At 58.0% G+C, this 25,968-nt stretch carries 21 protein-coding genes and 2 pseudogenes; 14 read left to right on the forward strand and 9 right to left on the reverse strand.

Annotation, left to right across the window (positions count from 1 at the left end; genetic code table 11):
* Window positions 1-398 precede the first annotated feature (398 nt).
* Window positions 399-1,199, forward strand: coding sequence for a porin (locus tag BM029_RS22985; RefSeq protein WP_170851195.1), 801 nt, complete (start codon window positions 399-401; stop codon window positions 1,197-1,199).
* A 278-nt stretch (window positions 1,200-1,477) separates the two neighbouring features.
* Here the strand turns inward: BM029_RS22985 and BM029_RS22990 are convergent, their stop codons facing one another.
* Window positions 1,478-2,485: a helix-turn-helix transcriptional regulator gene (locus BM029_RS22990; RefSeq protein WP_244545184.1), complete on the reverse strand. Its 1,008-nt coding sequence runs from the start codon at window positions 2,483-2,485 to the stop codon at window positions 1,478-1,480.
* Window positions 2,486-2,626: 141 nt separating this feature from the next.
* On the opposite strand from BM029_RS22990, the gene BM029_RS22995 reads away from it, so the two are divergent.
* Together BM029_RS22995 and BM029_RS26415 are read left to right on the forward strand one after the other, a co-directional pair.
* The gene (locus BM029_RS22995) at window positions 2,627-4,372 is read left to right on the forward strand and encodes a hypothetical protein (RefSeq protein WP_139217326.1); all 1,746 of its coding nucleotides are present in this window, start codon (window positions 2,627-2,629) and stop codon (window positions 4,370-4,372) included.
* A gap of 311 nt (window positions 4,373-4,683) precedes the next feature.
* Window positions 4,684-4,758 (forward strand): annotated as a pseudogene (locus BM029_RS26415) (PbsX family transcriptional regulator); the annotation flags it as partial.
* Between the two features lie 37 nt (window positions 4,759-4,795).
* Here BM029_RS26415 and BM029_RS23005 read toward each other — a convergent pair.
* From BM029_RS23005 to BM029_RS23015, 3 genes are all read right to left on the reverse strand, one after another.
* The gene (locus BM029_RS23005; RefSeq protein ID WP_092440061.1) at window positions 4,796-5,332 is read right to left on the reverse strand and encodes a DUF2058 domain-containing protein; all 537 of its coding nucleotides are present in this window, start codon (window positions 5,330-5,332) and stop codon (window positions 4,796-4,798) included.
* A gap of 375 nt (window positions 5,333-5,707) precedes the next feature.
* Window positions 5,708-6,406 (reverse strand): dienelactone hydrolase family protein, encoded by a 699-nt coding sequence (locus BM029_RS23010; protein WP_092440063.1) that lies wholly within the window; start codon window positions 6,404-6,406, stop codon window positions 5,708-5,710.
* A 306-nt stretch (window positions 6,407-6,712) separates the two neighbouring features.
* Window positions 6,713-8,218: a MocR-like pyridoxine biosynthesis transcription factor PdxR gene (locus BM029_RS23015; RefSeq protein WP_092440065.1), complete on the reverse strand. Its 1,506-nt coding sequence runs from the start codon at window positions 8,216-8,218 to the stop codon at window positions 6,713-6,715.
* A gap of 168 nt (window positions 8,219-8,386) precedes the next feature.
* Between BM029_RS23015 and BM029_RS23020 the strand changes: the two are divergent.
* Window positions 8,387-9,100, forward strand: a pseudogene (locus BM029_RS23020) (GNAT family N-acetyltransferase); the annotation flags it as partial.
* A gap of 8 nt (window positions 9,101-9,108) precedes the next feature.
* Here the strand turns inward: BM029_RS23020 and BM029_RS23025 are convergent.
* The 4 genes from BM029_RS23025 to BM029_RS23040 all read right to left on the reverse strand — a co-directional run bounded on the left by BM029_RS23025 (window position 9,109) and on the right by BM029_RS23040 (window position 14,843).
* Window positions 9,109-10,722: a S10 family peptidase gene (locus BM029_RS23025; protein ID WP_092440086.1), complete on the reverse strand. Its 1,614-nt coding sequence runs from the start codon at window positions 10,720-10,722 to the stop codon at window positions 9,109-9,111.
* 71 nt (window positions 10,723-10,793) lie between these two features.
* Entirely contained in the window at window positions 10,794-12,365 is a 1,572-nt protein-coding gene (locus BM029_RS23030; RefSeq protein ID WP_092440069.1) for a S53 family peptidase, read from the reverse strand.
* Between the two features lie 218 nt (window positions 12,366-12,583).
* The gene (locus BM029_RS23035) at window positions 12,584-13,783 is read right to left on the reverse strand and encodes an NAD-dependent formate dehydrogenase (protein ID WP_092440070.1); all 1,200 of its coding nucleotides are present in this window, start codon (window positions 13,781-13,783) and stop codon (window positions 12,584-12,586) included.
* Between the two features lie 148 nt (window positions 13,784-13,931).
* Window positions 13,932-14,843, reverse strand: a complete 912-nt coding sequence (locus BM029_RS23040; protein ID WP_092440072.1) for a LysR family transcriptional regulator — start codon at window positions 14,841-14,843, stop codon at window positions 13,932-13,934.
* Between the two features lie 239 nt (window positions 14,844-15,082).
* Between BM029_RS23040 and BM029_RS23045 the strand changes: the two genes are divergently transcribed.
* Both BM029_RS23045 and BM029_RS23050 read left to right on the forward strand, forming a co-directional pair.
* Window positions 15,083-15,511: a TOBE domain-containing protein gene (locus BM029_RS23045; protein ID WP_092440074.1), complete on the forward strand. Its 429-nt coding sequence runs from the start codon at window positions 15,083-15,085 to the stop codon at window positions 15,509-15,511.
* Window positions 15,512-15,884: 373 nt separating this feature from the next.
* The gene (locus BM029_RS23050) at window positions 15,885-18,038 is read left to right on the forward strand and encodes a carboxy terminal-processing peptidase (protein ID WP_092440088.1); all 2,154 of its coding nucleotides are present in this window, start codon (window positions 15,885-15,887) and stop codon (window positions 18,036-18,038) included.
* Window positions 18,039-18,071: 33 nt separating this feature from the next.
* On the opposite strand, the gene BM029_RS23055 is transcribed toward BM029_RS23050, so the two are convergent.
* Window positions 18,072-18,797: an IclR family transcriptional regulator gene (locus BM029_RS23055; RefSeq protein ID WP_092440076.1), complete on the reverse strand. Its 726-nt coding sequence runs from the start codon at window positions 18,795-18,797 to the stop codon at window positions 18,072-18,074.
* Between the two features lie 103 nt (window positions 18,798-18,900).
* Here BM029_RS23055 and BM029_RS23060 point away from each other — a divergent pair, with 103 nt between their 5' ends.
* The 8 genes from BM029_RS23060 to BM029_RS23095 all read left to right on the forward strand — a co-directional run.
* Complete coding sequence (locus tag BM029_RS23060) at window positions 18,901-19,833, forward strand: hydroxymethylglutaryl-CoA lyase (protein WP_092440078.1); 933 nt, start codon at window positions 18,901-18,903, stop codon at window positions 19,831-19,833.
* Window positions 19,830-21,041 (forward strand): CaiB/BaiF CoA transferase family protein, encoded by a 1,212-nt coding sequence (locus BM029_RS23065; RefSeq protein ID WP_244545185.1) that lies wholly within the window; start codon window positions 19,830-19,832, stop codon window positions 21,039-21,041. The genes BM029_RS23060 and BM029_RS23065 overlap by 4 nt, the downstream gene beginning before the upstream one ends.
* A 62-nt stretch (window positions 21,042-21,103) precedes the next feature.
* Window positions 21,104-21,943: an ABC transporter ATP-binding protein gene (locus BM029_RS23070; protein WP_244545186.1), complete on the forward strand. Its 840-nt coding sequence runs from the start codon at window positions 21,104-21,106 to the stop codon at window positions 21,941-21,943.
* A gap of 1 nt (window position 21,944) precedes the next feature.
* A complete protein-coding gene (locus tag BM029_RS23075) occupies window positions 21,945-22,736 on the forward strand; it encodes an ABC transporter permease (protein ID WP_092440080.1) in 792 nt (263 codons plus the stop codon).
* A 40-nt stretch (window positions 22,737-22,776) separates the two neighbouring features.
* On the forward strand, window positions 22,777-23,802 hold the full coding sequence (locus BM029_RS23080; RefSeq protein ID WP_092440082.1) for an ABC transporter substrate-binding protein: 1,026 nt from the start codon (window positions 22,777-22,779) through the stop codon (window positions 23,800-23,802).
* A gap of 16 nt (window positions 23,803-23,818) precedes the next feature.
* Entirely contained in the window at window positions 23,819-24,742 is a 924-nt protein-coding gene (locus tag BM029_RS23085) for an SMP-30/gluconolactonase/LRE family protein (protein WP_092440094.1), read from the forward strand.
* 101 nt (window positions 24,743-24,843) lie between these two features.
* Complete coding sequence (locus BM029_RS23090; RefSeq protein ID WP_092440084.1) at window positions 24,844-25,368, forward strand: DUF1993 domain-containing protein; 525 nt, start codon at window positions 24,844-24,846, stop codon at window positions 25,366-25,368.
* 131 nt (window positions 25,369-25,499) lie between these two features.
* On the forward strand, window positions 25,500-25,968 hold a 469-nt coding region (locus BM029_RS23095), incomplete at its 3' end, for a transposase domain-containing protein (protein WP_170851197.1).

Consider the following 25,968-nt stretch of genomic DNA (forward strand, 5'->3'; position numbering starts at 1 on the left):
TCGGTGCGCTGCACGGCCTGTTCAATCCATTCGACAGGCAAATGCTCTCCTAGCCGACGCCAGTCAGGCGCTTCGAGGTGGTTTGCAAGGAAATGGAGAGTGTCATCGAGCATCGACACGCAGGTTAACAGCTGGCCCGAACGTTTACAAGCCCAAAATAAAAATGCCGTCCAGTCTTAACTGAACGGCATTACAGCTACATGCTGGCCCTTTTCTTCTTACGGCTCTTGCACCATTTTTGCGCCGTTGGGTCACACTGGATAATGTGGTTACGGATGACTGTGCGTCAGGTAAAGGTCCAGTGCAATGTTGGAACGACAAACCAGGCTGTAGTCTCCGGACATCAGCGTCCACTTACGCAGTTGCTCAAGGTATACGTTGGCCTGAAGGATACGAGCTTGGGTGAACTCTACCTCGGGCGCCAATCGGGTATCGCCGCTAACATACTGGGCAGCTACGATCCTCTGTGGAGCGGCAACTTTACAGAAAACTCATGGTCCTGTGCCCTTTATGGCGTCCGTTTTGACAATACGCTGAAGTACACCAAGAGCTTTGGCCCAGTCACGGCCAAAGTGCAATACTCGGTCGGCGAGCAGGCCGGGGACACCAGCATCGGCGCAACAACCGGCGGCGCACTGAGTTATACGCAAGGTCCGTTTAGCATCGGCGGCGTTTATCAGCAATCCAAGGACGCCCACTCTGCGCAGTTGAAGGTAGCCGGTCTGGGCGGAACGTATATCGCAGGTCCTGTGACGCTGTATCTGCAATACATCAACGCCGCGCGTGACCCTGGTTTCGCGAAAGCAGCATCCAACAGTGGCGGGCCACTTGCCAACACTACCATGCTTTCCAACTCCGGCAATACACTCAGGCGTACCGACGGTGTATGGACCGCGGGTGTTCTATATCAGGTGGCGCCGGCTGTCGGCCTCACCGTCGGCTATATGAACGACACGATTAAAAACGTCTCATCCGCGGGTGACAGTGGCAGAATGTCGACCCTCTATGCGATCGCAGATTACAACCTGTCCAAACGTACTGACATTTATATTGAAATCGACCGTACTTCTCTGGCCGGCGGTGAAATTCAGGACCGCAACGGGATAATGCCGTTTGCCGGCGCCAGCCTCGGAGCGGGCATGCCCAATGCCGCCTCGACCCGCAACGGAGTGGCTATCGGTTTACGAACCAGATTTTAAGCTGACAGTCACAGGATCGACGGAAATGAGTGGAAACTTTCGGTTCCGTCCGTTAAGGCTGGTCCCAACGTATCAACATGAAGGCGTTGTTCGCCAGGCGGAGGTGGCCGTGCCGGTGGCGGTCAACTCGTGACAATTGAATTGGAAGCCCATCCTTCGATTGGCTCGGCTTTTTGTCATACATGCCATACACCGCAAGGATATGCCACCCGGCCCTGCGGGAAGGTGGTTTGTCGATCAGCTTAAGCGAAAGTCGCCGCAGCTAATGGCAGCAAAGCTTACTCGGCGCGCCGCAAGGCATCGATCAGCTTGGCGATGCTGCTGACCTGCAGCTTTTCATAAATCCCCTGGATCTGATTCCGCACCGTGGCTGGTGAGCGGTTCAGCGCCTGGGCGATTTCCTTGTGGCTTTCACCCTTGGCAATCAACTTGGCAATCGTCCATTCGCGCTGTGTGAGCTGGTCGGCCAGGCAGCGTGCGCGGGCTTTGAGAAACAGCAGGCCGTGCTCGAAGTAACGGCGCACGACGATGGTCCGGCCCACGAAACGCTCGTGGCCGGCCGACAGATCGGCCATCAGTTGCGCAGGCAGATGCGACCCGCTCCAGCCATCCCACTCAGATTGCGCCAGCCTGCTGAATTGCGGGTCTGCGTGGTATACCACGCCACGTGCATCCGCAATCGCTGAGCCATAGGGCGACATGGCCCTGTCCGCGACATCGATCTGACCCAGGTGCATGACGCGGTTCAGCGCCAGCGCCTGCATCACATGCGGGGCCAGCTGGCTCAGCAGCTGGCGTTCGGCTTCGGTGCCGTGGGCATGCTTATCTGCGCGGTACAGGCTGATCCAGTGGACAAATTGGGTGCGGGGATTGTTGTCTGCAGCAATCAGCATGTTTTCCACCCCAAACCGCTGCGAGAAGTCGCGGTACTCACGCGCCGCACGGTCGGCGTAGAGGGTTTCAATGTTGATCGAGTAGATGACATCAGACTCTCCCAGGACCATGGACGCCGTAACATCCTGATGCTTCAGCGCTTCATATTCCACCAGCATCTCTGGCGCGATCTCGTGCAAATGCACGGTGTGGATATCGATACCCTCAGGCGTGGTCGTCGCCGTGCCCCACATCGATGAATCAAACGGCAATACCTCTTTGATCTGCGCCAGGGCAGCGTCCTGGAACTGCTGGATCGGCAATTCTTGCGACAAACGGTACAGCCGCAACAGCAAGGTGTTGAAGTCCGCCGAAATCTCCCCGTGATAACGCATCGGCTCTCTCCGTTCCATAGTGCAATTGCACTATTGTTACAAATTGTAACCAGATTGATACTTTACATCAATACGCAATCCGGGAGCCCGCAATTCACCTTTTGCGGGGGACATGCTCAGTGAAAAATCCACCAACCACCTTATAAAAAAGGATTCTCGATGAATCATCATATGCAATGGGGCCTGGCCCTCGCTACCACAACCTTGTTAGGCCTGAGCGCCTGCGGCGGCGGAGGCGGAAACGACGCCTCGCCGACGGTCGTCGCCAAACCCGCGACCACCTTCAGCGGCACTGCCGCCAGCGGCGCCGCCATGGCGGGAGCCACGGTCAGCATCAATTGCGCCAGCGGTACAGGTACTGCCACCACTGCCGCCAACGGCAGCTATACCAAAGACATTACAGACGTCACCCTGCCCTGCGTGCTCAAAGCCACCAGCAGCGATGGCAACACCGTGCTTTATTCCGTCACCACGCCGAGCACCAGCAGCAGTACCAGCACTGGGCAGGTGGCCAACATCACCCCGCTGACCCAACTGCTGGTCGCCAGCCTCGCCGGCACCGAACCTGCGACCTTCTTCACCAATTTCAGCGCCAATGCCGGCACGGTAACGGCCAGCAGCGTCAGTGCCGCCCAAACGGCGGTCCTGGCCACGCTGAGCAATGCCGGCCTGGACGTATCCAGCCTGACGGATCTGCTGACCGGAGCATTGGTGCCGGCCACATCCAGCACCAGCGGCAATGCCTATGACCAGGTACTGGACGCACTGAAAGCCCGGCTCACCGCCAGCGGCACCACGCTCGACGCATTGGCCACCACCGTGGCAGCTGCATCGCCGGCTGCCAGCACTACGACGAACAGCAACAACAGCGTGGCCAGCCTGCCGGCTTCCCTGTTGCTGAAGGCAGCCGACAGCAACTGCTCTGCGCTGCGCACTGGCGACTACTGGGTTATCAGCCCGACGATGAGCGGCGGTGCATCCAGCCAGTTCGCCAGCGGCAGCTTTGATGCGGCCAGCAAAACCATGACCAATCTGGTGGGCAGCTCGACCGTGCTCAGCGCCAACGGCGGCAGCTGCCGCTACCTGGCTGCCGACGGCGTCAGCGACGTCGTCGTGTCACAGGCCGGCGTACTGATGTCGCGGGTGCTGAGCAACGGCGTCTACCGTCTGAGCTTTGCCATCCCCAAACAAACCATTGCCGTGTCGGAATTGGCCGGTACCTGGAACGGCCTGGGCTTTGAGCTCAACGATGCCGGCACCGCCTATGCCACCGACAGCTTCTCGGCCACGGTCGACAGCACAGGACTCTTCAGCAGCGTGACGGCCTGCGACGGCGCCGCCAGCAGCGCCAACTGCAGCACCATCAGCCCCAGCATGAACTTCAGCAGCAATAGCGCCGGCGGCTTCGACCTGACCAGCACGGCGGCGAAAGATGCCTGGACCGACCGCGTATTTGCCTACCGCGCCGGCAATGGCGACATGATGCTGGTGGAAATCGCCGATAACGGCAGCGTGTCGACCTGGACACAGAAGCGCACGCTCAGCCTGCCTGCGGTGGGTTCAGTCGGCGTTGGCAACTGGACGGTGCGCACTGGCAATAGCCTGCTGGCCAACGCCTTGTCCAGCGACACCGGCTACACCGTCGCCGCTGTCGATACCAACACCGGCAACGTGACGCGCACCGTGCTAGTCAACCTCGGCGATACCGATACCTTTGAGCAGACGATCGTCCAGAACAACCCGCGGGCCGGCTACAACTTCCGCGCCGCCACCACTGCCACCAGCGCCGCTGGCGTCAGCGTAACGGTGCGTGAGCGAACCAGCCTGAATCTGCGTGGCATGGGCGTATCGGTGCAATCCGTGCCCAGCTTCAACGCCTTCCAGATGGGCATAGACCAACCCTGATCAGCGCCGCCAAACCCAACGCAGCCGCGTTAGGTCGGCGATACCCTCTCGCCACCCCGTCCTGGACGGGGTGGCGAGTTTTTTTGTTTCTCAGTTATTCCCGAGATCGGCGGCTTTAAATCACAATGAATATCTGTCGGCGATCGCGATTATGGCGCTATGTTCGCTGATAGTTGCACGAAGGAAGTTTGGCCAGCGGTAGCGGGTGCTGATCTATATCTGTTCCATGGTGTAGCTTTACCGAGATGCTCCGATATTTTGGTGAAAAGACACTAGTCTTTTCACCACGTATATACATTGAAGGAGTTACCATGAGTAAGACAGCAACTTTAACCGTTCAGCAATGGGGCAATAGCCTGGCGGTACGAATTCCTGCCGCTATTGCGCGGAAAGTGCATTTTGTAGCGGGACAGCCAGTGGGAGTTACCACATCAAGTCGTCCGGAATCTGGAAGGCTGCATACGGATCGTCCGCGTCGATCTCGGTGCTGGTCTTGTTCACCCGTACGACAATCGACGCATCGCGTTCCGCGATCTTGTCGGCGATTATCCTCGGCACCAATTCTCTGGCATCGCCCTGGCAGATGATCACCAGGCGCCCAGCCACTAAATGCGCCTGCACCGCGGCCGACACATACAGCCGTTCAACCTTCTTGTCGTAGGTGAAATTGTAGGCGATGTCACCGGCACCCTTGCTTTGGCGATTCTGTTGCACCATCTGGGCGATTTGCGCCACGATCGCCTTTTGGGTCGCTGCCGCATCGCGCTGGGCATTGAGTTCACGCGCCCGTTCCGCATTCTTGCGTTGCGTTTCGAGTGCCGCCAGGCGCGTCTCATCAACGCTGGTGGTACCGCTCCGACGCTCCGCCTTCTTCTGTTTGTTCTTATCCTGGTTGACCAGTTTGACTTTAGTTTTGTCGACCAGGCCAGCTTTCAAAAATTGCTCTTGCAACGAGGCCATATGTACTGCTCCGAAAATAGGGTTCGCCGGTCTGAATACTGGTATCGACCGGTGGAAAGACGCTAGCATAGCAAAATATCGCCCCCCGCAGCCCCGCGGCAGCGATCTAACCAGTCCGCCCACAATTGCAATACCGGCGTTTTTTGCGGTCCATGCGACGAACAATCCGAACTAACTGGGGTCAGGAACTAAGTGGGCCACGGAACAAAAGCAGTAAAACCAAAAGAAACAAACCAGCGATAAACGAATTATCTCTCTCTGAAACCGTGATGTGAGGCCATCGCCGTAAGTTAGTGCTTAAAAGCTGATATGAAAAAAGCGCTCCGAGAAGCGCTTTATAAAGTTGCAGCCGCGAGGACCACCAACGGTCATGCCTTACAGGTTGTCGCTCAAGAACGTCAAGGAATTGCCATGCGCTTCCGCCGCGGCGCGCTGGTGATAGCTGGACCGGTGCGAACAATTGAAGCCATGTTCGGCGCCAGGATAGATGTGGACTTCGACGTCCTCATTGTTGTCGAAGCGTTCGGCAATGCTCTGCACAACGTCCATTGAAATATGGCTGTCAGCGCCGCCGAAATGCATCAGCAGCGGTACCTTGATGTCGTCCGCGCGTTGCAATTGATTCTGGATGCCGCCGCCGTAATACGCGATCGCCGCATCGACTAATCCGTTGGCCGCGGTGAGATACGCCAGCAGGCCACCGAAGCAATAACCGATGGCAGCCAGCTTGCCGTCGAGGGCAGGTTGCACCTTCAAGGCTGCAACGGTCAGCGCGACATCCGATTCCGCCTTGGCGACGTCGATGGCTTGCCTCAGCTCCATGCCGCGTTTCCATCCGGCTTCGTCATAGCCCAATTCGATGCGGGGTGCGCTGCGCCAAAACAAATCCGGTACCAGTACCACGTAGCCGTCGGCGGCGTATTGCTCGGCAACCGTGCGGATGTGCTCGTTGACGCCGAAAATTTCCTGGATCAGGACGATGCCGGGGCCTTTACCTGTGTGCGGGACGGCCAGGTAAGCACCGAACGTACCGTCGGCGGCCTTGATGTCGATCCATTTGGTGGTAATGCTCATGATGGGTCCTCTCTGTGCGAGAAATAAAAATGGGGTGTTGGGGAGGGCAGGCTTGCGGCAGCTGAAATTATCCGGTTTCATCTGTACCAGAGGCGAACCTCTGTATCGGTACAAGTCAATGTCCGGATAACATGCTACCAGATACCAGGACGACGAGTTGTCCGGGGACTGGGCAGGGTGGGCATCTGTGCCCACGCGGAACGTCCCACCGGCAACGCGGTGCTGGTGATTGGGGAAAACGGGGAGTCCGGTTCACGTCTGGCCGGCTTTGTTTGAGACCTGGATTGCCGGAACAAGTATAGCAACCTAGGATACCTCTGCGGCCAGAATCAATTGCGACAGCCGGCGCACCAAAGGCGCGAATAATTCCGCCGGCGTATTGCCGTATCCCAGAACCAGGCCGTTGTCCTCGGCCATAGGGCGCAACGCGAAACCCGATAGCGGGGACGGCGCGATGCCGTAATGCCGCGCTGCCTCTGCGATCTTGCGGTCGGGGTAACGTGCGGGAAATCGTACAGTCAGATGCAATCCGCAGTGACCGCCTTCGATGACGTGCGGCAGAAGCAGGTGCTTGGTCAGCGCCTCACGCAGCGCTTGCTGGCGATCCCGATACAGGCGGCGCATGCGGCCCAGGTGGCGGCTGAACTGGCCGCTTTCGATGAACTCGGCCAGCGCTAGCTGTTCGTAGCGATGGCCGCCACGCAGCATTTCTTCCAGCGATGTCTGCATCTCAGCAATCAACGCTTCCGGCAATACCAGAAACCCCAGCCGCAATGACGGAAACATGGTCTTGCTGAACGTGCCCACGTACAGCACCGGCGCCTGCGTCACCAGTCCTTGCATGGCGCCGATGGATTCGCCGGCGTGGCGGAATTCGCTGTCGTAATCGTCTTCGATGATCCACGCGCCGTGGCGCTGCGCTTGCGCGATCAGCGCCAGACGGCGCGCCGCGGTCAACACCGCACCGGTCGGATACTGATGCGAAGGCGTGGTGTAAATCAGACGTGGCGGCGGGGACTGCCAATCGTTTTCGGTTGCGATCAAGCCGTCGGCGTCGACGGGCATCGGCACTATGCGCAGATCGCCGGCATGCATCGCGGCCTTGGCGCCGCGATAACCAGGATCTTCGATCCAGGCCGTGTCGCCGGGATTACTCAACAAACGCACGCATAGAGCAAGAGCTTCCTGCGCGCCCTCGGTAATGATGACTTGTGCGGGCTTGCAACGCACGCCGCGGGCGATACTCAGGTGACGTGTGATAGAGGCACGCAATGCCGGTTCACCCAGCGGATCGCCATAGCCCAAGGCCGATGGTCCGGCACGCCGGATAGCGCGATCTACCCCGCGCCGCCAGGCAGCCAGTGGAAAATGGGACAAGGCCGGGACGCCAGGGCGCAACGTCGCCCCGCCATCGGCGCGTGGCGCGGTGGCCTTCGTCGTCGTAGTCGGCTTGATATGCGCCAGGCGCAGCGCGATCACGGGCGCAGATGACGTATCGCCTGTAGTACCGACAGCGTGTGGCCGCGCCGGACGCGATAGCGCCGCCACCCGGGTGCCTTGGCGATCAGGTTGCACATACCCCTCCGCGGCAAGAAGGTCGTATGCTGCAGTGACGGTATTGCGCGATATCGACAGCACCTCAGCCAAGGCGCGCGAACCTGGCAAACGGCTGCCGGGTGCAAGACGTGCATCCAGGATAGCTTCCTTGATGCGATGGTGCAGCTGGCGTTGCATGGGCGCCGCATCGCGGTGCTTGTCCAGCGGAGCTTCAAGCAAGACCTGTGGCACCGGGGCCGGAGTAGTTGTCGTCATGGGAAGATCGGGAAAGTGCGAATGCGCTACTTGTGTAGTTTGAGCGCCATTTCGTGGCACTATTAAATATACATAATGTGGCACTTTTAACAGATCCACGAAGAGCTTACTTTAGCACATACCCGACACACGTCTAACTTCATGTAGCGAGGAACCGAGGAACCATCCATGCCAAATATTTTGAATCAATACCAGCAGCCGATCGGCGAACCTGTACCCGACTGGACCCCACGTGCGCGGCCACCACGCACCGTGATCGAAGGACGCTACTGCCGTCTGGAACCACTGGATCCGCAGCGCCACGCGGCAGACCTCTTTGCGGCCTACAGCACAGCGCCGGATGCGCGCGACTGGACCTATTTGTCGGTCGGCCCGTTTGCCGATGCCGCGAGCTACCGCGATTATGCCGAGCGCGCTGCAGCCAGCCCTGATCCCCTGCACTACGCTGTCATCGATCTCAAGACCGGTCGCGCAATCGGCACCCTGGCCCTGATGCGGATCGATCCGGCTAACGGTGTTATCGAAGTCGGGTTCGTGACGTTCTCGCCACTTCTGAAGCGCACCCCGATATCCACCGAGGCCCAGTACTTGCTGATGAAGCATGCCTTCGAGCAGCTGGGTTACCGGCGCTACGAATGGAAGTGCGACAGCCTGAACGCACCTTCACGCCAGGCGGCCCTACGCCTTGGTTTCCAGTTTGAAGGAATATTTCGTCAAGCTGTCGTCGCCAAGGGACGCAACCGCGATACTGCGTGGTTCGCCATATTAGACAGCGAGTGGCCTGCGTTGCGCGCAGCCTTTGAGAAATGGCTGGCGCCGGAGAATTTCGATGCTAAAGGGCAGCAGCGGGCGTCGCTGGCGGAGATGCGCGACGTTAAATCAACAACAATCTAGTTACTGCTTCTCGCCGCTTTCAGCGTCTGCAACGTCCGGATTCTGGCCATCGCCTGATGGTCGGCAGTCGCAGCGTCTATCATTGCCGCCACATCGGCTTTCAAGGCGGTGCGTGACCCTGCCTCCAAATAGACCATGTGGCCCGACGGGTAGAATTTGGCGCTCAGGTTTTTTCGCACGGAGGGATCGACCAGCGGCATTTGCTGCAGATCCATGACGGTCTGGTAGAACGGCGTGACGAAATCGTAGTAACCATTGGCCGACAACACCTTCAAATCAACGTTCAAGCTCATCGTCGCGGCTAGGTCGCCGGCGGTGTACAAGATGATATTGCCCGTGGCATCGATGCCCTTTTGGGCGCCGGTTGGATCGATGTGGCTGAAATCCCAGTTTTGGAATGCCTGGTCGTTCAGATCGGTGAAGGCCGAATTCGAGGTGAACTTCAAACCGTCGTTCAGGTAGTAGTTCCACATCGCCGTATAGACCCCCGACACCGCCGTCATGGTTGGATCGTTGCCTCCCGAGTTCGGCGAAATGTCGGCGGCAATCCCGGTATCGACACCGGTGACGCGGCCGTCATAAGAGCCCAGCGCCAAACCCTGGCTTTGCAGCAGAGTGATCAGGAACAGGGTCCTGCCATTGCTGTCGCCGGCCGCTATGTCGAGTCCCCAGGCGGTTAGCGTAGTTGGGTCTATGCCGGTGAAATCACTCAATTTTTGCAGCGTCGCCGGATCGGATTTTGGAAATTTCTCCAAAGCTGTCGCGTAGTCGCCACGCGCAAACAGCGCCGCGCTCGCCATCAGCGGTGGCAGGCTGGCCGATGGCGGTTTCAGGTGGGTTTTCTTGTGGTACCAGGCATCGGCTACCGCCGTCGGCAGCGCGCCCACCGGATTGCCCGCTTGCGCGTAATCGAGAATCGACGATTGCAGGGTGATGCCGTTCAGATCGACGCCATCCTCATGCAGCAGATATGCCAGCACGGCGCTGCGCGGCGTGCCATACGATTCGCCAAACAGGAATTTCGGCGAATTCCAGCGGTCATTCGCGGTGAGGTAGCGCTTGATGAATTGCCGGATCGATTTGGCGTCCTGGTCCACGCCCCAGAAGTCCTTGTTCTTGTAGGGGGCAATGGCGGCGGAATAACCGGTGCCGACCGGATTGATGAATACCAGGTCGGTCTTGTCGAGCAGGCTGTCCGGGTTGTCTTCCAGGGTGTAGGGCGCCGGCGGCGTGAAACCCGGCATGGAGGTCTTGATGCGTTTGGGTGCAAACGAGCCCAGCATGACGAACACCGAGGATGAACCCGGTCCGCCGTTATAGAAAAAAGTGACCGGGCGAGTATTGCGATCGCTACCGTCAACGGTAAACGCCACGTAGAATATTTTTGCGGCTGGCTGTGAATTATCGGCATCGACCGCCACCAGATGGCCGGCAGTCGCCGTGTACGGATAGGTCCGCTTGCCGATCTTTACGCTGTGACGGGTGATGGCCGCATTCTCGCTCGAATCGGTCACTGAATCGGCCGGCCCGTTACCGTAGGCGGTGGGATCGAAATAAGGCTGGTCTAGCGGCGAGACCTTGGCACGGATCGATGCGAAATTGAAGCTCATGATCACTTCCTTTCCGAGACGGTTGCGAGACGGTTGTGAGACGCTGGCAGCTGGCCGGCCGCCACCGCGCATCAAAGTACGCTTGCCAGTTTCTTGCCGTCGGGGCTGCCCATTCCGGTACAAGCATCCCACCCCGGCGCGGCGGCATAGTAGCCGTTGTTACCCTGCGTGACATCATGGAACGCGGCCCGTTGCCGATACAGTTTCGGATTGACGAAACCGACCGCACTGCCCTTCGCGGCATTGATGCGTGCGAACAGTGCTGCCCACAACGGCGCCACCGCACTGGTCCCGCCTACCACCGCATCGCTGCCATCGATATAGACCTGGTAACCGGTAACCGGATCGGCATTGCCGGCGACGTCCGGCACGCCGCGCTTCAATAGCGGCTGGCTCTTGCCGTTGCTATCAGCCAGAACCAGATTCTGCTGCCAGGCCGGCAGTGCAAAAACCGCGCTGACACCGCCACCGCCGGCGCCGCCTTGCGTGCCGTCATTCCATACCACTTCGCTCTCGATCGCATTGCCTGCAGCGAGCAGCCGCGTGCCGCCGCAAGCCAGCGCATACGGACTGGATGCCGGAAAATCGACATGGTTGCCGCTTGCCACGCCGTCTCCCGATCCGCTGTCGCCGGAGGCTACGCACACCGTCACTCCCATCGCGGCGGCGGCTTGCAACGCCGTGTTGAAGGCTTGCATGGCTTGCTGCGTCCAGCGCGGTTCAGCACTGCCCCAGCTTATCGAGATGATGGATGGTTTGTTGACGCTGTCGTGCACGGCGTTGTTGAGTGCGTTGAAAAAACCTGCATCTGTATTCGTCGAAAAATACACGACGATATGCGCTTCCGGCGCCAACGCACCGATGATCTCGATGTCCAGCACCACTTCGCCGTCGGCGCCGTTAGGATCGCCGCTCGGCTGGTTGCCCGGGCCGTTTACCGCAACCGAGGTGACATTGGGAAGTGCAATGCCGAGTTTTGAAAAATACGTCTGCAGATCGGCCGCCTGGTAGCCGCCGCCCAATTCGATAATGCCGATGCATTGGCCTTTGCCGAGGTTATCGGGGAAATCGTACAAAGACGCCAGTCGGGTCGGCAGGAGTGAGGTGGAAACCTTGTGCGCGGCATAGCGGAACGGCGGCTGCAGGCGAAAATGTGCATGGGCCTGCGGCCGATCGTCAAGGCCGATGACGGCCGTCACGATATCTTGCAACTCGGCGGGAATGTTGACTACGCCGGTACGGCCGCGATAGTTGCCAAGATGCGATTCATAACGCTGCAGATCGACATCGAATGCTTGATTGAACTGCGCCACTGAGCCGGATAAGGTGACGGTGCTGCAGGCTGGATTCTCGCGCACCACTTGCAATCCGTGATCGCTTGCAAACGTGGCAACCCTGGCAATGTTCTCTGGCGTAGCGGAAAATTTTCTGGCGAATTCTTCACGTGAAAGATGTGCTGCGGACACCCCTGCACTCTGTTTATCGACGATGTCGCACAATTCCTGATCCGCATTGCAACGCATCACCATCGTCACTTCAATTTGCTCGGAGGGCTCTGCTGCGCCGATGCATCGGGCTCCGGAAACCATGCTGCGTTCGCTGCCGGCTAGAGGAATTTTAGGGACTTTCGGGATTTTTGCCATGGCCTCAATACTCCGTGTCTGATTTCTTTATGACCGAGGTTTGGAGAGACAGTTCATTTCCGCGTAGAAATATTCTACAGCGAAAGTTACAGCTATGAACGGCAAAAACAAGAAAGGAGTAGGGTGGGCACGCCTTTGTGCCCACGCTGTTGTCGCGACAAGCATGTACGTGGAGTGAGTTCACGCGTGGGCACAAAAGCGTGCCCACCCTACATCCTTTATTTCTTGTAGCGTGCAGCCTCCTCTGAACCTTTGGTGGCGTTACCGGCGCTATATGAATGGGCGCCAACTCCCGCCAGCTTACCGCCCTGCACGATCAGGTATTCATCACGAATCGGCCTGCCTTCGAAATAGCATTCCAGGATTTCACGGGTGCCCGCGGCATAACGCGTCTGTGCCGACAGGCTAGTGCCGGAGATATGCGGCGTCATGCCGTGATGCGGCATCTTGCGCCACGGATGATCGGCCGGCGCCGGTTGCGGGAACCAGACGTCGCCGGCGTAACCGGCCAGGCGGCCGCTTTCCAATGCAGCGGCGATGGCGTCGCGATCGCACAGCTTGCCGCGTGCGGTATTAATCAGATACGCGCCGCGTTTGAAGTTGGCCAGTGTCTTGGCATTTATCATGTTCTCGGTTTCCGGATGCAGCGGGCAATTCAGCGTCACCACATCGCACACTTTGGTCAGGCTCTCCAGGCTGCTATGGTGCGTCACGCCGAGCTCCTTCTCGACCGCGTCCGGCAGGCGGTGCCGGTCCAGGTAGTGCAGCTTTACCCCGAACGGCTTGAGCAAGCGCAGTACACGCAAGCCGATCCTGCCGGCGGCTACCGTGCCGACATTCATGCCTTCCAGATCGTATGAGCGGGCCACGCAATCGGCGATATTCCAGCCGCCTTTGACTACCCAGTTGTACGATTCGATGTAATTGCGCACCAGCGACAAGGTCATCATGACCACGTGCTCGGCGACGCTGTTGCTATTGCAGTAGGTGACTTCGGCGACAGTGACGCCACGCTCCATCGCTGCCTGCAGATCGGTATGATCGGAGCCGATACCAGCCGTTACGATCATCTTCAGCTTTGGCGCCTTGGCGATCCGCTCGGCAGTCATGTAGGCGGGCCAGAACGGTTGCGAGATGATGATTTCGGCGTCGTGCAATTCACGGTCAAGTACGCTGTTGGCGCCGTCCTTGCTGGAAGTAACCACTAACTGATGTCCCTGCGCTTCCAGGTATTTACGCAAACCCAGTTCACCGGAAACGCTGCCAAGCAGCGTGCCTGGCTGGAAGTCGATTGCCTTCGGTGTCGGCAACGATTGTCCGTCCGGATACGAATCCAGCTGAGGGAGGTCGTCCCGGGCATATTTGCTTGGGTAACCCGTTACCGGGTCGTCGTACAGTACACAAACGATCTTGGCCATGATTTTCCATTCTCTGTGAAGTGGCGCCAGGCGGCGCGTCGATCTCGGCAACCACCTGCTGCCTTGGATCGCATTATGGAAAAAGCAGAGAGCAGCGGCTAATCGTTTGATCTGATGGAATGATCAGTTTTACTTATCAACAGCCAAATCAACAACCAAGTAATGCATCAACCCGGGTCTGCAAGTCGAGTTTCCTGAAATTGCCCAGGGCAGCAGTCAGCAATGGCGCCAGCGGCAGCCGGTCGAGCATGACCAGGCCGATCTCGCGTTGCAGCTCCGGGACCAGCGGCAGCGCGCTCAGCTCTTGCCGCATCTCCAGCAAGGTCAGGACGCTATGCGGCACGATGCTGTACAAACCGGCGCAGCGCACGTACGAATACAGGGCCATCATTGAATCCGTCTCGACCCGCGGGCTGACCGTCATGCCGGCGGCGGCAAAAGCGGCATCGATGCCATGCCGGCATTGCATGTTGCCGGTCAACAGACACAGCGGCAGATGTGCGACTTCTTCCCAGGTGATCGCGCTGCGACCTTCGAACATGCTGTGGTCGCGTGCGATCAGGACATAGCGCTCGATGAACATCGGTATGGTGGCAAAGTCCTTCAGGCGCTCGTCTTGCAGGTAGCTGAGGCCGAGATCCAGCTCGAAATTGTTGATCTGGCGCAAGATATCGGTGGCCGCCATGGTGTACACCGCATGCCGCATGTGGTTGAACTGCTGCAGGCAGCTTTCGGTCAGCAGCGGCACCAGCGGCAAGGTGGTGGGGATCGCCCCGAAACGCAGGGTGCCGACCGGATCGCGCTCGTTGGCGCTGGCTTCCTGGCGCAAACCCTCGCAGTCCGCCAATACCCGCCTGGCCCAGGCCAGCACGCGCTCGCCATCCGGGGTAAAGCCTTCGAAGCGGCGGCTGCGTTGTACGATGGACATGCCCAATTCGCGCTCGATGCTGCGAATCGCGCCCGATAATGCCGGTTGCGAAACATTGCATGCTTGCGCGGCGCGGCCGAAATGCTTTTCTCGTTCAAGGGTAACCAGGTAAGTCAGTTGGCGAATGAACATTGGTTGGTATCCGGAATTCGTTATGTATATGTGAATATAACGTCATTTCCAGATTCCTGGTCCGAAACACCTGCAAGACCTCGTCGCAAGACAACTTATTACCGCACGGCTATAGGTATTAACATCAGGATGTGATTGCCATGATTTCGCAGCAGGGTAAGATAAAACCCCCTCGCCCTTTTTTCCAAGTCCCTGGCTTGGCACCCGACATAATATTGATATAGCTCAAGGAGTATGAAATGCTGACTAGTGCACGCAATGAATTCGCAGGCAAGGTTACCGCCATTAACGAAGGCGCCGTCAACGACGAAGTGGAGATCACTCTCGCTGGTGGCGACCGCATCGTTGCGGTCATCACCCGGGAAAGCACCAAATACCTCGAACTGAAGCCAGGTACGGAGGCGCTGGCACTGGTGAAAGCACCGTGGGTGATTTTGTCCAACCCTGACGCTGGCATCAAATTTTCTACGCGCAACCGCCTGGAAGGCACCGTCAAGGCCGTCAAGACCGGTGCTGTGAATACCGAAGTAGCGGTAAGCCTGAACGGCGGCGCTACGCTGACCGCTATCATTACCCAGGAAAGTGCAGTGGCGCTGGGCCTGGCCGCCGGTAAGCCGGTAGTGGCGATTTTCAAAGCTTCGCATGTGATCGTCGGCGTCAAGGCCTGACATCAGTTGCTTCAGCCGCGTTAATTCAGTACGGCACCAATCCCCTCTTGCAGCCGCGGCCGCCCTCGTTCCAGAGGGCACGCAGCTGCAGTTCGCTTCCCACAGCATCTCCGACTTGCCAAATAAATACTATACTGAAAGCATCTGGCGGTTCTGATGGCAAGTCCGCTCAGGAAAAGCTGTTTAAGCAAACCTTAAGTAAAGCCAAGTAGAATTAGTCAAATTGAACGCTTGCCCGGCGTGCAGGTCGAATTGCACCGTATTAAGCCTTCTGGCATAGATTCCTGCGGGTATTTTTAACGCAATGGAAAAAACGGGAAAAATCAATGCGCTTGCTGCGCAAATCATCACTGAACAACGAATTGAAGGTTATATGCGCCTAAGAAATAGTCTGTTATGTGTACTGTTGGCAATTTCCACCGCAGCCCATGCGTTGGAGCCCAGCGCACCCCCAGTCCTGGCGCCATTGCAACAGCAAGCGCAAGCGGCTCACCTGAGCGCGCAATTCCTGAGCCGTTTCCACTACAAGCCGGTGCCGCTGGACGACGCCTTGGCTGCGAAGATCATCACTCGCTATATCAAATTGCTCGACCCGGAAAAATTCTTTTTCACACAAGCGGATATCGATCAGTTTACAGCCCAGCAAAGTAAACTCGACGACGCAATCTATCGCGAAGACCTGCAAATTCCTTTCTCCATTTTCAACGTGTATCAGCAACGCATCGTCGAACGCCTGACCTATGCGCGCGAATTGCTCAAGCAAGGTTTCGACTTTACCCAGAAAGAAGATTATTCCTTCGTGCGCGATAAGGAGCCTTGGCCGGCAACCACCGCTGACAGCCGTGAGCTGTGGCGCAAGCGTGTCAAGAACGACTGGCTGCGCCTGAAGCTCGCCGGCAAGAAGGACCAGGCGATTCGCGACACGCTCGGCAAGCGTTACGAAAATTCCCTGACGCGCGCCTACAGGTACAAGAGTGACGACGTGTTCCAGATTTTCATGAACGCGTATGCGACATCGATCGAGCCGCATACCGATTATCTGGGCACCACCGCAGCGGCAGATTTCGATATCTCCATGAAGCTTTCCCTGGTCGGCATTGGCGCTGTGCTCCAGGAGCGGGATGAATACACAACCATACGCGAACTGGTGGCGGGCGGTCCGGCGCAATTGTCCGGCAAGCTTGCGGTCGGCGACCGGATTGTCGGCGTGGCGCAAGGCGAAAAGGGTGCAATGACAGATGTGGTCGGCACGCGGATTGACGACGTCGTCAAACAGATTCGCGGCGCCAAGGACACGGTCGTGCGCCTTGACATTTTGCCGGCCGATGCCGGCCCGGATGGCAAGCATAAACTGATCAGCCTGGTGCGTAACAAGATCAGCCTGGAACAACAGGCGGCAAAGAAATCCATCATCACCACCAAGAACGGTGACGTCACCCGCAAAGTGGGCGTGATTACCCTGCCGGCCTTCTATGAAGATTTTGATGCGCGGCGTAAAGGCGACAAGAATTTCAGGAGCGCCAGCCGCGATGTGGCGGCACTCCTGGCCGACCTGAAAAAGGAAAAGGTCGACAGCGTCCTGATCGACTTGCGTAATAACGGTGGTGGTTCGCTGACTGAAGCGGTCGACCTGACCGGGCTGTTTGTCGGCAAAGGGCCGATCGTGCAGCAGCGTAATGCGCGCGGCGACGTCAACGTGGAAGGCGACGATCGTCCGACTCCCGCCTGGACCGGCCCGCTGGCAGTGCTGATCAATCGCGGTTCGGCCTCGGCTTCGGAAATTTTTGCAGCGGCAATCCAGGACTATGGCCGCGGCATCATTGTCGGCGAAGGCAGTTTTGGCAAAGGCACCGTGCAGACCATGGTCAATCTTGACGAGCTGACGCATAACGACAAGCCGAAGTACGGTGAATTGAAGATGACCATTGCGCAATTTTTCCGAATCAACGGTGGCACCACGCAGTTGCGCGGCGTAACGCCGGACATCAGCTTGCCGGGTTTCTCCGATACCGAGGCTTTTGGCGAATCGAGTTACGATAACGCGCTGCCATGGTCACAAGTCAAGGCAGCGGATTATGTGCCTTACGGTGATTTGAAAAACCTGGTACCGCAGATCCAGAGCCGGCACGATGCACGCGTCGAGAAAAACAAGGACTTCCAGCGTTTCGTGGAAGATGTGAATGAGTTGAATGTGCAACGCAAGAAGCGCATCATCTCTCTCAACGAAGCTGACAGGCGTGCCGAGATGGCCCAGCAGGAAGCTCGTATCAAGGCGCGCGGCAAAGCTGACGGTGGCGGCGCGAACGACAAGAATGGCGATGCCGACGCAGATCTGAACCGGCCGGATGACGGCTTGCAAGCCAACGAACGCAGCCTGAGTGCGGATATTGCCGCGGAAAAGGCGCTGAAGAATGCGAAAGACGTATTGCTGAACGAAGCGGCGCAGATCCTTGGCGATGAATCGGATCTGCTCAAATCGAACGTCAAATTCGCGGTGCAGCAACCGCCTGCCGCTGCGCAGAAATAATCAGTCGCCAGGAACTGGCAACTAGCCCGGCATCTAATCAAATGACAGGGAGCCACCCAGGCTCTCTGTCATGTCCACCGCAGCCTTTCTCAGCGCTGCCTCATGCTTTTTCTGAAAACGCGTGGCCGGCATGGTCAGCGTGATCGCCCCCACCAGCTTGTCGCTCGCATCGAATACCGGCGAGGAAATTCCCGCCACGCCCTCAGAGCGGTCGCCAATCATCGATACCATTTTTTTCTTGCGGATTTCATCGTACAGTTTGCCGGTCGCGCCGCTGAACGCCATGATGACATGCGCCCCTACGCCTTTATCCAGAGGCAGCAGGTCGCCGGCCTTGATGTGATCGCGTATCGGTTGCGGTGAATCGACCCGGTACAGCACCAGTCTTTGCGCACCCTGCCGGACATGTAGCGATGCGCTCTCATGTGTCACCTCCACCAGCCGCTGCATGATCGGCAGCACCACCGCGGCCAGCGAAAACGAAGCCGAATAACCGCCATACAGGCGCGCGATCTCCGGCCCCAACGCATAGCGCCCTTCATCGGTGCGCTGTATCAGCCGGCCATGCTCAAGCGATGCCAGCAAGCGCAGCACGGTGCTTTTGTATAGCTGCGTCCGCTCGGCTATCTCCGCCAGGCTTTGCACCGATGTCGCCGCGCTGAAGGTGGCCAGTATCGACAACGCACGGTCAACCGCGGCCGCGCCGCCAGGAGCGGAATCGGCGTCGGCCATTGAGGGTTGGGCAGCTTTCTTGGGCATTTTTAGAGTTTTCCAAAAGAATTGGGATTGACAGCCGTATTTTACATGTCCATAATTATTCACAAATCAGAACATAGTTCTATCTTATAGAACGCAAACGGAGATGTCAATGTCCTTCATACTCGTCAGCGAGGTTGGCCCGCGAGACGGCTTGCAGGCGCTCAAGCGCACCATGCCTGGCGCCGCCAAGCACCGCTGGATCGCCGCCCTGGCCGATGCCGGCCTCAGGGAAATCGAAGTCGGCTCGTTCGTGTCACCCAGACTGCTGCCGCAAATGGCCGACATCAATGCGGTCGTGGCCCAGGCAAAAACTATCAAGGACTTGCATGTGACCGCGCTGGCGCCCAACCTGAAGGGTGCTTTGAATGCCTTTGAAGCCGGGGTCCACAAGATCACGCTGCCGGTCTCTGTCAGCGAGCCGCACTCGATCGCCAATGTCCGCAAAACCCACGCAGAAATGATCTACGAGGTGCGCGCGGTAATCACGCTGCGTAACCAGCGTTTTCCCGGCATCGTCGTCGAAGCGGGTTTATCGACAGCGTTCGGCTGCACGCTCCAGGGCGTGGTGACGGCAGACGAAACAATCCGGATGGCGGAGGTGATGGCAGCCTGCGGCGTCGACGAGATCGGGCTCGCGGATACCGCCGGCTACGCCAATCCGGCCCAGGTCAAACGTCTGTTTCTGCGCTTGCAAGCAGCAGTCGGCAACAAGGCCGGCGGCGCGCATTTCCATAATACCTATGGCCAGGGTCTGGCCAATGTGGTGGCCGCGCTCGATGCCGGCGTGACCACTTTCGACTCCAGCATGGGCGGCATAGGCGGCTGTCCCTACGCCCCTGGCGCCACCGGCAATATCGTCACGGAAGATCTGGTATTCCTGCTGGAATCCATGCAGTACGACACCGGCATCGACATCGAAAAGCTGCGCCAGGCCAGGACTGTTCTATTGGAAGGGTTGCCTGGCCAGGAACTGTACGGCTACGTCGCCGGTATCGGCTTGCCTAAAGGTTTTGTATATGGAGATGGGCACGCATGAATATGACAACGAATACAACAACCGCAGCAGCGCTGCCATTGGCTGGAATCCGCGTGGTCGAGTTCGCCCACATGGTGATGGGCCCTACCTGCGGTCTGGTATTAGCCGATCTGGGCGCGGAAGTAATCAAGATCGAACCGGCGCCAGGCGGCGACAATACGCGCCGGCTGACAGGTTCCGGCGCCGGTTACTGGGTGACTTACAACCGCAACAAGAAAAGTCTCGCGGTCGATCTCAAATCCGCGGCCGGCCTGGAGGTGGTAACCAAACTGATTCAAAGCGCCGACGTCCTGACCGAGAATTTCCGGCCCGGCGCCATGGACGGCATCGGCCTTGGTTACGAGGACGTCAAGAAGATCAAGGCTGACATCGTCTATTGTTCGATGAAGGGCTTTCTGCCCGGCCCTTACGACCAACGCACCGCGCTGGACGAGGTGGTGCAGATGATGACCGGCCTCGCCTACATGACCGGGCCGGAAGGCAAACCCCTGCGCGCAGGTGCTTCCGTCAACGATGTCATGGGCGGCATGTTCGGTGCGATCGGCATTATGGCGGCCCTGTTAGAGAAACGCAGCAGTGGCAAAGGCCAGCTGGTGCGTGCCGGCCTGTACGAAAACTCGGCATTCCTGGTGGCCCAGCACATGATGCAACAACGCGTCACCGGGAAAGAAGTATCGCCGATGCCAAGCCGTATTTCCGCCTGGGCCATCTACGACGTGTTCGATACCGCCGATGACGAGCAAGTCTTTGTCGGCGTAGTCAGCGATACCCAGTGGATCTTGTTCTGCAAGGCATTCGGGTTGACAGCGCTTGCCGCGAATGCCGAGCTTGCCCTGAACAACCAGCGCGTCGCCAGCCGCGACCAGTTTCTACCGCTCGTCCGGCAACGCTTCCGCCAGATTAGCAAGCAAGAACTGATGGAAAAATGCGATCTGGCCGGCCTGCCGTACGCGCCGATCAAGAAGCCGGCGGATTTGTTCGACGACCCGCATTTGCTGCAGTCGCGCGGCATGACCGAAGTCACGCTACCGGATGGGCGAAGCACCCGGATTCCAGTGCTACCGGTGGAAATGGATGGCCGCCGTTTCGGCACTCGCCTCGATGTGCCCGTTACCGGCCATGACACGGCGGACATCTTGCAACAACTCGGTTATTCACGTGAACAGATCAGCCAGCTTGGCGCTGACGGCGTGCTGGCAGGTGTTTAAGTAACTGAATTCAATCAACTGAATCAAATCAATCCAATACAACGTAACACAGGAGACAGGCCATGGAGATGCACTCCCCACCAAAAGCCGTAGAGCTAAAAAATGTGGCGGTGAAATTTGGCAATTTTACCGCAATAGAAAACGTCAACCTGACAGTCGAAGACGGCGAGTTCGTTGCCGTAGTCGGACCGACCGGCTGCGGCAAATCGACCATTCTCAACCTGGTGACTGGCCTGCTGCCAGCGGCCGCCGGCGAGGTTGGCATATTCGGCAAGACGCTGTCCGGCCTCAACAGCGAATCGGGTTATATGCTGCAGCAGGAAGCGCTGCTGCCGTGGAAAACCGCGCTCGATAATGTCGGCCTGGGCATGGTGTTCCAGGGGCATTCGATCGCCGCCGCCAGAGAGCGCGCTGCGCCATGGATGGCGAAAGTCGGCCTGAAAGGTTTCGAACACCGTTATATACACCAGCTGTCCGGCGGCCAGCGCAAGCGCGTGGCCATGGCGCAAACCCTGATCATGGCGCCGAAAATCGTCTTGATGGATGAACCGTTTTCAGCACTCGATGTGCATACCCGCCGCCTGATGCACCGCATCCTGCTAAAGCTGTGGCAGGAGGAACGGCGTTCCCTGATCTTCATTACCCACGATCTGGAAGAAGCGATCGCTCTCGCAGACCGGGTGGTGGTCATGTCGGCCGGCCCGGCGGCGCGGATTGTCGGCGAGGTCAGGATTACCTTGCCACGCCCGCGCGACGTCAGCACCCTGGCGACCACCGATGAATTCTTGAGTTTGTATCGCCAGCTGTGGAGTTTGCTGGGCGCCGAAGTCGAAAAGAGTTATCGCAATCAGGATGTACAAATTGAACCGCTGCAGGAAGCGGCTGAAACAGTAGAGGCATGACATGAAACGTAAAGACAAAATCCGCACGACCCAACTTGGCCTGCTGGTGGTCTCGCTAACCCTGTGGGAAGGCGGTGCGCGTTTCGGCTGGATCGATCCATTCTTCTTTCCCAGCCCGCTGAGCATTCTCGAGCGACTGACGGAATGGTTTTCCAGCGCGCAAATCTGGTACGACCTCGGCGTCACCCTGCTGGAAACCGTGCTGTCCTTTATTTTCGGCATCAGCGGCGGCATCTTGCTCGGACTATGGCTGGGGCTGAGCCCGTTCGCCGCCAGCGTGCTGAATCCCTTCATCAAAGTCTTCAATGCGATTCCACGCGTCTTGCTGGCGCCTATCTATGTGCTGTGGTTCGGCCTCGGCCTGACCTCCAAGGTGGCGCTAGGCTTGACCCTGGTGTTTTTCGTTGCCTTCTTCAATACCTTGCAAGGTGTGCGCGAAGTCAATCCGGTGGTGCTGGCCAACGCCAGGCTGCTGAAGGCTAGCCGGATGGCGTTGCTGAAACATGTATACCTGCCGTCGGCCGCCAGCTGGATCATTTCCAGCTTGCGGGTCTCGGTCGGGCTGGCGGTGCTGGGTGCGGTGGTCGCCGAATACCTGGGATCGTCAGTCGGACTTGGCCACATGATCGCGCAGGCTGAAGGCGTTATGGACGCGACCGGCGTATTCGCGGGACTGGTGCTGTTGTCCGCCTTTGTGGTGGCGCTGGATGCGCTGGTTGACCGCTTAGAGAAACGCCTGCTGGTATGGCGTCCACGCGAGAATGAAGAAGAAATGGCCTTAGCAGCCCGTTAATGAAAATAATAATAAAACCTAATAAACCCAGGAGACTTTTATGTTGAAGACAATTCTAAAATCGGTATTGACTGCCACTGTTTTATCCATGACCTGCGGCACGACATTTGCGGTAGAACCGGAAAAGCAGGATATTTCGATGGCGGTCGGCTCATCGATTCTCGGTTATACCCCGGTGCCGCTGGCGCAAAATCTCGGCTTCCTGAAAGCCGAAGGCTTGAACGTCACTTTCGAAAATTTCCAGGCCGGCGGTAGCAAAGCATTGCAGGCATTGATCGGCGGTTCGGTCGACGTCGTGATCGGCTCTTATGACCATACCATCCAGATGCAAGCTAAGGGCAAGGAGATCGTCGGCGTATTCTTGTTGAACGAGGTGCCGGGCATCACCCTTGAAGTGCGCGCCGATCTGGCCGATAAGGTCAAGAGCGGCAAGGATCTGAAAGGATTGCGGCTGGGGATTACGACACCGGGATCGTCGACCGACATGATTGCCCGCTACTACGTCAAAAAATCCGGCCTGGCAGAGAGCGATGTGAAAATCATCGGCGTCGGTTCCGGCGCACCCGGTATGGTGGCGCTGACGGCAAAAAATGTCGACGCCCTTTTTTCCTATGATCCGGTTTCCACCCAGCTGCTGCGCAAAGGCGAAGCCAAACTGCTTTTCGACGCCCGCACCGTGGAAGGCTCCAAACTGGCATTCGGCGGCCCCTATCCGTTTGCCTGCGTGTATGTAACGCGCAGCTTTCTGGAAAAGAATCCTGAAACCGTACAACGCATAGCCAACGCTTTCCTGCGTACGGTGCGATGGATCGCCGCCTCTACCCCGCAGAAGATCGTCGAGACCTTGCCAGCCACATCCAAACTGGGCGATGCCGAACTCAACGCAGCAATCTGGGCCGCATCCAAAGGCATGTTCTCCACCACCGGTCTGTTCAACGCCGAAGACGTGAAAACACCGCTGGCCGTACTGTCCGGATTTGACCCGTCCATTGCAAATAAAAAGATAGATCTATCCAAGACTTACACCAATCGCTTTGCCGAAGCCGCTGCGCAGCGTGTCAAATAAGGAAACAGACATCATGATGTATCTTGAGTCGGCGCCAGCCGTAATAGAAACACAGGTGTACAGCGCTATGCCGGAACGGTTTCGTAAAAAAGACGGTCGCTCGGCTTGGGCCAGTGCCAACAAGAGTGGCCAGGCGGTGGATTGTTTCATCGAAGGGCCGTCATTCGATGCCGCCGGCAACCTGTATGTGGTCGACATCCCGTATGGCAGGATCTTCCGCATCAGCGCACAGCGGGAGTGGGCTTTGGTGGCTGAATACGAGGGTCAACCGAATGGCTTGAAGATCCATCCTGACGGCCGCATCCTGATCGCCGACTATGTCAATGGCCTGCTTGAACTTGAGCCGCAATCCGGCCGCATCGAGGTTCTCCTTGGTGGCCGCAACGGTGAATCGTTCAAAGGGATCAACGACCTGAACATCACCTCCAATGGCGACATCTACTTTACCGACCAGGGGCAAACCGGCTTGCACGATCCAAGCGGCCGCGTCTATCGCCTGAATGCAGATGGCAGGCTGGACTGCTTGCTGGATAACGGTATCAGCCCGAATGGCCTGACCCTGGACCGCAACGAAACCGTGCTGTACGTCGCCATGACTCGCGATAATGCGGTATGGCGCATGCCTTTGACCAGCCAGGGCGGCATGGCCAAGGTCGGGCGCTTTTGCTCGATGTTCGGTACCAGCGGCCCGGACGGCATGGCGATGGATGAAGCTGGCAATCTGGCAGTGGCCCACGCATCGCTGGGACAGGTATTCCTGTTCGCACCGAACGGCGAGCTGATTGCGCGCGTGAAATCCTGCGCCGGCCCTACCTGCACCAATGTGGCTTATGGCGGGAAAGACCGCAGTCAGCTGTTTATCACTGAATCTCATTCTGGTTCTGTGTTGGTGGCAGATATGCCTTGGCCCGGCATTCCGCAGCCGCGGGTCTGCTCTTGACGAAAGGTAGATTTCGGCGCCGACTCTGCCTACCATGCGACGTTGCTTCAAAACGGATAGGATGATGGTCCGGGTATGTCCTTTCTTTTTTGGAGTTCAACATGCAATCGTTGTCGATGTATCAAATTTCCGTTCCGGTGTTCGTGCGTGGGTTGGGGGTGTTGGCGGGCTACCTGGAGAAGGCGGAGGCGTATGCCAGGGCTAACGATATCGATCCTGCGGAGATGGTTAACGCGAAGCTGGCGCCGGATATGTTGTCGCTGGCGGGGCAAGTGCAGCGGGCTAGTGATACCTCAAAGAATGCCATTGGCCGTTTGTCTGCAATTGAGGCGCCACGCTTCGAGGATAATGAAGTTACCTTTGCGGAGTTGCAGGAGCGAGTTGCCAAGACGATTGCTTTTCTGGATAGCGTGCGGCTAGAGGATTTGCAGGGGAGCGAGACGCGTTCGGTGACGCTGAGTTTTGGCAAATTCAAAACAACTTTGCAGGGGGATGCGTACCTGCTGACGTTTACCTTGCCGAATTTTTTCTTTCATATAACCACGGCGCATGACATCTTGCGACACAAAGGTGTGGCAATCGGCAAAATCGATTATCTGGGACACTTCGAAATAGAGCCAGCTTAGTTAAATAGGGTCAACTTTCGCAGGCTTTATCGCGAAACTTGACTCTGACCCTAATGCCGTTAAGTTAAGCGGTTCAAAGGACCCGGTTGGCGGTTGTATACAACCGCCAAAGCTGTTAACCTTCGGCGACGATGCTGTCCGACGCCCTTCCACTTGTCACTGTTGATCTGCCGCCCCCCGACTGGAGGCGGCTTGGGGAGCATTTACCCGACGATTGGATTGAACAGGCGTTGGGCTACACGGGCAAGGCCAGTATTCGTCAGCGTCGCTTGCCGGCGCAGCAAGTGGTTTGGCTGGTGATCGCCTTGGCTATCTACCGACATCGATCGGTGCGGCAGGTAATGGCGGAATTGGATTTGGCGCTCCCCGACCTGAAGGAACGTTGTGTCACGGACAGTGCTGTGACGCAGGCACGGCACCGTTTGGGCGAGGAACCGCTCGCCTGGCTATTTTCCGCCTCGGCCCAGCAGTGGCGTTTGCAGGATGCCCAGCGTTACGACTTTCATGGACTCCATTTATTGGCGATGGATGGCACGACATTGAAACTGGCCGATAGCGCGGCGAATCGCCAGCATTTTGGTTCACCGCACTTCGCCAAGG

It is taken from the genome of Collimonas sp. OK607, assembly GCF_900111995.1.
Taxonomy (GTDB): domain Bacteria; phylum Pseudomonadota; class Gammaproteobacteria; order Burkholderiales; family Burkholderiaceae_D; genus Collimonas.

What these genes read in the sequence shown, in the direction of transcription:
- BM029_RS22990 (WP_244545184.1), bottom strand. Translation starts at nt 2,485, where the DNA reads ATGGAACGGAGAGAGCCGATGCGTTATCACGGGGAGATTTCGGCGGAC.
- BM029_RS22995 (WP_139217326.1), top strand. Translation starts at nt 2,627, where the DNA reads ATGAATCATCATATGCAATGGGGCCTGGCCCTCGCTACCACAACCTTG.
- BM029_RS23005 (WP_092440061.1), bottom strand. Translation starts at nt 5,332, where the DNA reads ATGGCCTCGTTGCAAGAGCAATTTTTGAAAGCTGGCCTGGTCGACAAA.
- BM029_RS23010 (WP_092440063.1), bottom strand. Translation starts at nt 6,406, where the DNA reads ATGAGCATTACCACCAAATGGATCGACATCAAGGCCGCCGACGGTACG.
- BM029_RS23015 (WP_092440065.1), bottom strand. Translation starts at nt 8,218, where the DNA reads ATGACGACAACTACTCCGGCCCCGGTGCCACAGGTCTTGCTTGAAGCT.
- BM029_RS23025 (WP_092440086.1), bottom strand. Translation starts at nt 10,722, where the DNA reads ATGAGCTTCAATTTCGCATCGATCCGTGCCAAGGTCTCGCCGCTAGAC.
- BM029_RS23030 (WP_092440069.1), bottom strand. Translation starts at nt 12,365, where the DNA reads ATGGCAAAAATCCCGAAAGTCCCTAAAATTCCTCTAGCCGGCAGCGAA.
- BM029_RS23035 (WP_092440070.1), bottom strand. Translation starts at nt 13,783, where the DNA reads ATGGCCAAGATCGTTTGTGTACTGTACGACGACCCGGTAACGGGTTAC.
- BM029_RS23040 (WP_092440072.1), bottom strand. Translation starts at nt 14,843, where the DNA reads ATGTTCATTCGCCAACTGACTTACCTGGTTACCCTTGAACGAGAAAAG.
- BM029_RS23045 (WP_092440074.1), top strand. Translation starts at nt 15,083, where the DNA reads ATGCTGACTAGTGCACGCAATGAATTCGCAGGCAAGGTTACCGCCATT.
- BM029_RS23050 (WP_092440088.1), top strand. Translation starts at nt 15,885, where the DNA reads ATGCGCCTAAGAAATAGTCTGTTATGTGTACTGTTGGCAATTTCCACC.
- BM029_RS23055 (WP_092440076.1), bottom strand. Translation starts at nt 18,797, where the DNA reads ATGCCCAAGAAAGCTGCCCAACCCTCAATGGCCGACGCCGATTCCGCT.
- BM029_RS23060 (WP_092440078.1), top strand. Translation starts at nt 18,901, where the DNA reads ATGTCAATGTCCTTCATACTCGTCAGCGAGGTTGGCCCGCGAGACGGC.
- BM029_RS23065 (WP_244545185.1), top strand. Translation starts at nt 19,830, where the DNA reads ATGAATATGACAACGAATACAACAACCGCAGCAGCGCTGCCATTGGCT.
- BM029_RS23070 (WP_244545186.1), top strand. Translation starts at nt 21,104, where the DNA reads ATGGAGATGCACTCCCCACCAAAAGCCGTAGAGCTAAAAAATGTGGCG.
- BM029_RS23075 (WP_092440080.1), top strand. Translation starts at nt 21,945, where the DNA reads ATGAAACGTAAAGACAAAATCCGCACGACCCAACTTGGCCTGCTGGTG.
- BM029_RS23080 (WP_092440082.1), top strand. Translation starts at nt 22,777, where the DNA reads ATGTTGAAGACAATTCTAAAATCGGTATTGACTGCCACTGTTTTATCC.
- BM029_RS23085 (WP_092440094.1), top strand. Translation starts at nt 23,819, where the DNA reads ATGTATCTTGAGTCGGCGCCAGCCGTAATAGAAACACAGGTGTACAGC.
- BM029_RS23090 (WP_092440084.1), top strand. Translation starts at nt 24,844, where the DNA reads ATGCAATCGTTGTCGATGTATCAAATTTCCGTTCCGGTGTTCGTGCGT.